Here is a 7,409-nt window from a genome sequence, read left to right as displayed (position 1 = left end):
ACATGATTGTAAATGCTATTCAAAAAATTGGATTTTATAGCAATGATTTCTCCTTGTGTCTCAAAATATTCAATAAAACTACTAAGGAACTTAAAATATGAAAAAATTATCGTGTACAGAGAATAATTTTGTCAATATTGTTAATAGGATGTTCAAGTAATCCAAAAATTACAGAAGTAGGACCTGGAGTAATCGTTTCTGAGAAGCAGCTATTGACTAAAGAGCAAATAAAAAAACAAGACACTAAGGATGATGTTCTTACAGGTACCGGTGTTGGCGCTGGGTCTGGCGCCGTTGTTGGAGCTGGCGTTGGAGCTTTTGGTGGAGCAATGTTAGGGGGAATGCTTGGTATAATTGGTGGAGGTTTGTGTACTATTGTTACTCTTGGTCTGGGTGCGGCACCATGTTTTGCTGCAACTGTTGGTGGAGGTATCGCAGTAGGAGCAGCTGTAGGAGCTGGATCTGGTGCCGTTATTGGAGCAGGAACAGGAGGATTGGTAGGTGCGGGCGGTAGCTATATTTACGCATCTACTAAAGATGTAGATAAAATAAAAGGTAAATATCAGTTTGAGGTTTTAGAGGATGGTAAATCTTCACCGATAACATTTGAGCAGTTTACAGATGTTGAATATGCTTCAGGAGACAAGGTAGATATTTATCAAAGTGAGTATAAGGATGTAAAGACATACTTTATAAAGCAGTTAGATCAAGATAGCAATGAAGATGCAAAGATAGAAAAAGATTAATTATTTTTCTACTTTAAAAACGGTACCACAGTATGGACAAGTATTAGTTTTCTTATCTTGAAGGTCAATATAAACTCTTGGGTGTAGATTCCAATTTTCATGATATTTTGTTGGACAAGATACTCTTTCGCCAGGTTTTACTTTTATAATTTTTTGTTCTTTTTTCATTTTTGCAATTTAATAATGCTTATAGTTACCTTGATTCTAGCAAAATATTATCAAATTTATAATACAAAAACAAAGCTAAATAGCATATACTAAAAGCGTTGTTGAAAAAAACCAAAGGGTTTTGACATATGAAAAGATTATATAATTCTAATATGTCAGCAAAGGTTTCTCGCACTAAGTGGGATATTTTAGCGTTATCAATTATACTTTTAGTATTAAGTATATTTGTGTGGTCAACCTCAGGTTTAGGTGGGAATATAGACTATACAAATCAAACAAGTGTTCAACAGTATTCGGAAGTTTCTTTAAACCTTTGGCTTTTGCCCTACTATACAGCAGAAACAGTTATGCGGATGTTTATTGGTTTAGGTATTTCTTTACTGATTACATTTATATTTGGAGCATTAGCAGCAAAAAGTAAAAGAGCAGAGAGTATAATTATTCCTGCTGTAGATATTTTACAGTCTATTCCTATTTTGGGCTTCTTTGCTATTACAGTTACTGGATTTTTAGTTTTATTCCCAAGCTCACTATGGGGAGCTCAATCCGCTGTGATATTTGGGATTATAACAGCTCAAGTATGGAATATGATATTAAGTTTTTATCAGTCTCTTAAAACTGTACCTAAAGAATTGGCTGAAGCGGCTGATATGTATCAGCTTTCGGCATGGCAAAGATTCTGGAAAGTTGAGGTTCCCTTCTCAATGCCAGGACTTGTTTGGAACACTATGATGTCAATGTCAGCTTGTTGGTTTATGATAGTTGCATCTGAGACAATTATTGTGAATTTTAGTGCATCTCAATCAATACCTATTAACTTACCTGGTATAGGGTCATTTATTGATGCGGCAAATAATGCTCAAGATTTTGGAGCAGTTGGTGCAGCAATAGTGATGATGTTAGTCACTATTATATTGTATGATCAGCTACTCTTTAGACCTTTAGTTGTGTGGTCAGAGAAGTTTGTTTTGGGTGAGAATCAATCAGAAGTCTATAGTAAATCATGGTTTTTGAAGATATTGCAAAAGTCTGCGATAACAAAGCTTTTCTCGAATATGTTTGGAAGTATAACTTCAACTTTGGTAAATATAAGATTTTTTAAGAAAAATTTAAATAAAGTCTATAATCAACCAAGACACAGAAAGCAAGAAAGACAAGAAACATTGCTACAGAAAATATTGTGGACAGTATTTACCTTGATGATAGTTATTGGATTGTTCTACTTTGCTTATCAAGCTGTGTATGGTAACAATTCTGATATTGGTCTATCAGAGACTTTTAAGGTTTTTGGGTATGGTTTACTCACAGGCTTTAGAGTTGTTGTACTTATTATAATTACATCAATAATCTGGGTGCCGATAGGTGTATGGGTTGGTATGCGACCTAGAATTGCTCAAAAAGTACAGCCTTATGCACAGATGGCAGCAGCATTCCCAGTTAACGTTCTATATGGTATCTTTGGGACTTTAGTGATAACTCTGGGTCTTAACTTTAATATATGGTGTATTTTATTGATGGCTCTTGGGACACAGTGGTATATATTGTTTAATGTGATTGCTGGTGCTTCAGCAATTCCGGATGAGCTAAAACTAGCTGCAAAGAATATGCAACTAAAAGGTTTTATGAAATGGCGTAAGTACTTGTTTCCAGCAGTTATGCCATACTATGTTACAGGTGCAATTACCGCAGCTGGTGGAGCATGGAATGCAAGTATCGTTTGTGAATATATCAACTGGGGGACTGGAGATCAGTCAATAATTCAAGCATCAGGTCTTGGAGATTATATTACTTATTATACAAACCTACAGGGCGATCATACGGCAAATGTATTGCTAGGTGTGATAGTAATGTGTGTATTGGTTGTAGCATCTAATAAACTGTTCTGGCGCAGATTATATAACTATGCAGAAAATCGCTTTAGTATGAATATGTAAGCATAGGAGATTTTTAGAAAATGAGCTCAAAAAAAATTTTTACAGTAGAAAAAGTTAATAAGCAATTTAATATTAAAGGTGGTCATACACTTAAAGTATTAGATAGTATTGATTTTACTTTACATGAAGGTGAGATTGTCGCACTACTTGGTAAATCTGGATCTGGTAAATCAACATTACTTAGAATTATCGCAGGTTTGTTAAGTCCAAGTTCAGGTGAAGTAATGTATAGAGGTAAAAAAGTCTCTGCACCTGTTCCAGATATTTCTATGGTTTTTCAAAGCTTTGCGCTTATGCCTTGGCTTACAGTTTTGCAAAATGTTGAATTAGGTCTTGAAGCGCGCAATATTCCGGCTAGAGAGCGTAAAAAAAGAGCATTAAAAGCAATTGATATGGTAGGTCTTGATGGATTTGAGAATGCTTATCCGAAAGAGCTATCTGGTGGTATGAAGCAGCGTGTTGGTTTTGCTAGAGCCCTTGTATTAGAACCAGATGTTTTGTTAATGGATGAGCCTTTTTCTGCCCTTGATATTCTTACTGCTGAGAACCTTAGAGAGGATTTACTTGATCTTTGGGAAAATAATGAAGCAATGAAAGGTATTCTGTATGTTACTCATAGTATTGAAGAAGCAGTTTTAACAGCAAATAGAATTATTATATTTGGTAGTAATCCAGGATTCATACGTGGTGAATTAAAAATAGATATTCCTCATCCAAGAAGCTCTCAAGATCCTGTAGTAGCAGATTTGGTTGATCAGGTTTATCGTATGATGACTACTGCTCAAACTAAAGAGTTGTCTGAGCGTATGAACAAAAAGACTGCTATAACTATTGGGTATCGCCTACCAGATGTGGATATTTCAGAGATGAATGGTCTTTTAGATGAGATGGCTGAGATCAAGGATGTTGAAGCAGTAGATCTACCTCAATTAGCGGATGACTTGCATCTTGATATTGATGATCTATTTCCTATTATCGAGATTTTATCAATCTTACGATTTGCAGAAGTATCTGATGGTGATATCAAAATGACTGCGATGGGGCGTAAGTTTATTGATTCAAATATTGATGAAAGAAAGTTTATTTTTGGAAGATTATTCTTAAAGTATATTCCACTAGCTCGTCATGTTGTCAAAGTTTTGAGTGAAAGAGAGAGCCAATCTGCTCCTAGAAGTAGGTTCTTGGCAGAGTTGGATGATTATTATCCAATGGAAATCGCAGAGCGTGTATTTGATACTTTTATTGATTGGGCTCGTTATGCTGAGCTTATCTATTATGATGCAAATACTGGTATTATTTCTTTGGATGACAATGCCGCAGAATATATCAAAAAAATGTAAGAGTAAATTCTTTTTCCAATCAATAATTAATATCTGCCATTAAATATTAATATTTAGCGTCCAGTAGAAATAAAGTAATCTATCTCAACTTTTATTCAAAGATTTGATTATGTGAAACTATTTTCTAAATGGATATTTATATTATTTCTTTTTACCACAATAAAAGTATATGCTGGCGAGTCTGCTGAGCAAGCAAGCCTGTCAAAACAGGAAATGCAAATAATCTCTGATCTTCAACAGCAAATATCTATACTTAAGCAAGAAATAGGTAAGGTGCAGTCTCAAAATACAGGTGTTAATAATAAGTCACAGTTTAGTACGTATCGCCAGAAAATAGCTAATGAAAATTTCAATCAACTTGGGCTAGATGGAGTAACTCCACAAGATATTGCTTCTAATATAGCAAGCGATGGTAAGTCACTAGGTGATAGTACAGGTTCTCAAGGAGTCTTTGTATCAAATGGTAGAATTGATGTTGGTGGGACACCTGCAATTACGACTCAAGGTCAAATAACTTATTTGGGATCATATTCGGGTAACAACAGTATTCCGATAGGAATGATTTCAAGTAATCTTTTTGCATCGACAATATTGGGACAAAGAGATACTTTTGATGATTACTCAGTATTTTTTGGTGGGTACATAGAAGCAGATGCTCAAACATGGTTTGGGAGTCAGATAAGTAGAGCAGGTGGAGCTCCAAATTTCCCAGCTAATGGACAGAATATTTATTTAACTAATTCAAAATTATATTTTTTATCTAACTTAGGTCATTATGTAACAGCCCAATTTGATTTTGATACAGATGAGACAGGAGGTTTTGGCTTAGGGAATGCATTTGTTATCTTTGGTAATTTAGATACATCACCATTTTTTGTTACTGCTGGTAGAAGTAAGCTTTCGGTAGGGTCTTATGGTGGCGGTGGACCATGGACTAGTGGTATTATCGATGAGTTTTTATCGCCTGATAAGGTTACTAATGTTTCGCTAAACTATAAGAATGATATTATAAACACTAATATAACAGTTTTTGGCTCTGATGATAAAAGAGCCAATTTTTCGGCTGGATTTTTCTATACGGATTCTTGGACTCAAGACTTATCTGTTGGTTTTAATGCTGGATATGTTTTTAATATTGCTGGTGCTGGTAATGATAGTATCTCTCAATTTTTGGATAATATAGGAGAGAGTGAAAAGAATATTGGTGTGTTAAACTTTGATGGTACTTTGGCATATTCAATGCTTGGGGGTATCTGGCAATTACAGGGTGGATGGTCAGCTACAACCAATAAGCAGGATTTCCACCAAAATGGTTCTAGCGTAAATACTGGGGCATGGTATTTAGGTGTAGCTTATGCTCTTACCTTAGGTGGGAGAGATACGAACTTTAACGTTACTTATGGGCAGTCATATAATGCTGAAAATATACCTATGCCAACATCAAATGCATCTCCAACATTTGGTCTTACATCTTCAGGAATTAAGAATCAAATTATTGCCTCTGCACAGAGAGCATACTTTGATGATAATGTTTTATTTGGTCCGGAATATTCATATCAGCGACTATATAATGGAGAGCATATGAATACATTAACGTTGGATTTATCTGTATATATATAGACTAAAAACTATAAAGTGTTTTAGCCTGTAAAGATCATAGTGTGTTTATGATAAAATACTGTTAATGTATATTTCATTATTTTTATTTTCCAAAGAGATTTATTTGATGTGTACTAAGAATTATTTAATCACGGGCGCTAGCTCGGGTATAGGTAGAACTGTTTTAAAGCAGTTAGTATCGCAAGGCTATACTGTTTACAATATTGATATTGTTACTCCAGAAGAAGTTCTTGAAAAAGAGGTATTTATTAAATTTGATTTGTCTAACTATAAGGGCATTGATGTTATTTTGCCAAGCGGTATAGACTTTGATGGGGTATTCTTTAATGCTGGAATTCATCAAAGTGGGTCGATATTTTCTCAGTCTTTGGATGAAATAAATAAGTGTATATCAATTAACCTAATGTCTAGTGTGGTAATTTTGAAATCTTTGGCTGAGAGTATTAAATCAGGAGCTTCTATAGTTTTTAATGGTTCAGATCAGTGCTTTGTTGGTAAAACGAATAATTTCGCGTATGGTTTGACTAAGGGGGCAATTGCTCAGATGACAAAATCATTGGCACTAGATTTAGCACCTAAAAATATAAGAGTAAATACTGTTTGTCCTAGTACTACAGATACTCCACTGTATAGAAAGGCAATAGAAAAACACTCTTTAGTAAGTGGAATTGATTTAGCCGATATTGAGAAAAGTGAGGCAAAAGAAATACCTATTAACAGAGTAGCCACTACAGAAGAGGTTGCTAATGTTGTGATTTTTCTTCTGAGTGACAAAAGTTCATTTATGACTGGATCTTTAGTTCCGGTAGATGGGGGCTATACAGCGAGATAACTATTATGCAAAAAATAATAGACTCACACATTCATTTTTGGGATATTTATAATGGTTACAATAGATGGGTCAAGGATACCGATTTGCCTATAAAGGTATTACCGTCTGATTTTAAAATAGATAATTTTGTACATATAGAAGCTCATACTGAAGATATTGATCATTTATGTGAATATAAGTGGTTAGTTGCTAATTTTAGCAACAAAAATATAAAAGTTATTGCATTTGTGGACTTTACACAGAATGTTCAATCATTCGAACAAAAAATAATTGAATTATCATCTTGTAAAGATATAGTAGGTGTTCGACAAATAATGTCTAAGGATTCTGGTGCTAAATATAACCCTTTTGATAAAGAAATTCCATCAGACTTGTTTGAAAAATTAGTCATCTTAAAAAAATATAATATGATATTTGAATGTCAGATGTATCCTCAACAGTTTGTTAGTGCTGTGTCAGATATTCTTAAATCAAATGTGATTTGTTGTGTTGAACATTTTGGGCTACCTATAAAAACAAGAAAAGACAATCTTCTGTATTGGAGAGATTTGCTTAGGTATGTTGATAATAATCAAAATCTATATCTAAAGCTGTCAGGAGGAGATCTAAATAATGACGAGGACGATATTAAAGAGATCTTAAATGAAAGACTGTTGATTTAATCTTTCATTAAACTTATGAACTTTTGTAAAATATAGATATCGTAGATATTTATATTTTTAGTAGTTATGGATTTTTTCTTTTTAGGTTTAGAAGAATCATTAGGTAA

At 34.0% G+C, this 7,409-nt stretch carries 7 protein-coding genes; 6 read left to right on the top strand and 1 reads right to left on the bottom strand.

The window, feature by feature from the left end; genetic code table 11:
- The first annotated feature begins 128 nt into the window (after positions 1–128).
- Positions 129–746 (top strand): hypothetical protein, encoded by a 618-nt coding sequence (locus F3D57_RS09790; RefSeq protein ID WP_411961513.1) that lies wholly within the window; start codon positions 129–131, stop codon positions 744–746.
- Here the strand turns inward: F3D57_RS09790 and F3D57_RS09785 are convergent, their stop codons facing one another.
- The gene (locus F3D57_RS09785) at positions 747–914 is read right to left on the bottom strand and encodes a zinc-finger domain-containing protein (RefSeq protein ID WP_013921922.1); all 168 of its coding nucleotides are present in this window, start codon (positions 912–914) and stop codon (positions 747–749) included. It lies immediately after the preceding gene.
- A 128-nt stretch (positions 915–1,042) separates the two neighbouring features.
- Between F3D57_RS09785 and F3D57_RS09780 the strand changes: the two genes are divergently transcribed.
- The 5 genes from F3D57_RS09780 (at position 1,043) to F3D57_RS09760 (ending at position 7,302) form a co-directional block, all read left to right on the top strand.
- On the top strand, positions 1,043–2,848 hold the full coding sequence (locus tag F3D57_RS09780; protein ID WP_013921923.1) for an ABC transporter permease: 1,806 nt from the start codon (positions 1,043–1,045) through the stop codon (positions 2,846–2,848).
- A gap of 20 nt (positions 2,849–2,868) precedes the next feature.
- Positions 2,869–4,188: a nitrate/sulfonate/bicarbonate ABC transporter ATP-binding protein gene (locus F3D57_RS09775; protein ID WP_013921924.1), complete on the top strand. Its 1,320-nt coding sequence runs from the start codon at positions 2,869–2,871 to the stop codon at positions 4,186–4,188.
- A gap of 111 nt (positions 4,189–4,299) precedes the next feature.
- A complete protein-coding gene (locus tag F3D57_RS09770) occupies positions 4,300–5,808 on the top strand; it encodes a DUF3573 domain-containing protein (RefSeq protein WP_149369080.1) in 1,509 nt (502 codons plus the stop codon).
- 106 nt (positions 5,809–5,914) lie between these two features.
- A complete protein-coding gene (locus F3D57_RS09765) occupies positions 5,915–6,640 on the top strand; it encodes an SDR family NAD(P)-dependent oxidoreductase (protein WP_150466116.1) in 726 nt (241 codons plus the stop codon).
- A 5-nt stretch (positions 6,641–6,645) separates the two neighbouring features.
- Positions 6,646–7,302: an amidohydrolase family protein gene (locus tag F3D57_RS09760; RefSeq protein ID WP_224728182.1), complete on the top strand. Its 657-nt coding sequence runs from the start codon at positions 6,646–6,648 to the stop codon at positions 7,300–7,302.
- Positions 7,303–7,409: the final 107 nt, after the last annotated feature.

This window comes from Francisella sp. SYW-2 (genome assembly GCF_008711475.1).
Lineage (GTDB): Bacteria > Pseudomonadota > Gammaproteobacteria > Francisellales > Francisellaceae > Francisella > Francisella salimarina.
Note: the sequence above shows the minus strand (reverse complement) of the source record. Positions and strands in the feature narration are given on the sequence as shown.

Coding starts and splice junctions, on each gene's coding strand:
- F3D57_RS09760 (WP_224728182.1), top strand. CDS start 6,646: ATGCAAAAAATAATAGACTCACACATTCATTTTTGGGATATTTATAAT.
- F3D57_RS09765 (WP_150466116.1), top strand. CDS start 5,915: ATGTGTACTAAGAATTATTTAATCACGGGCGCTAGCTCGGGTATAGGT.
- F3D57_RS09785 (WP_013921922.1), bottom strand. CDS start 914: ATGAAAAAAGAACAAAAAATTATAAAAGTAAAACCTGGCGAAAGAGTA.
- F3D57_RS09780 (WP_013921923.1), top strand. CDS start 1,043: ATGAAAAGATTATATAATTCTAATATGTCAGCAAAGGTTTCTCGCACT.
- F3D57_RS09775 (WP_013921924.1), top strand. CDS start 2,869: ATGAGCTCAAAAAAAATTTTTACAGTAGAAAAAGTTAATAAGCAATTT.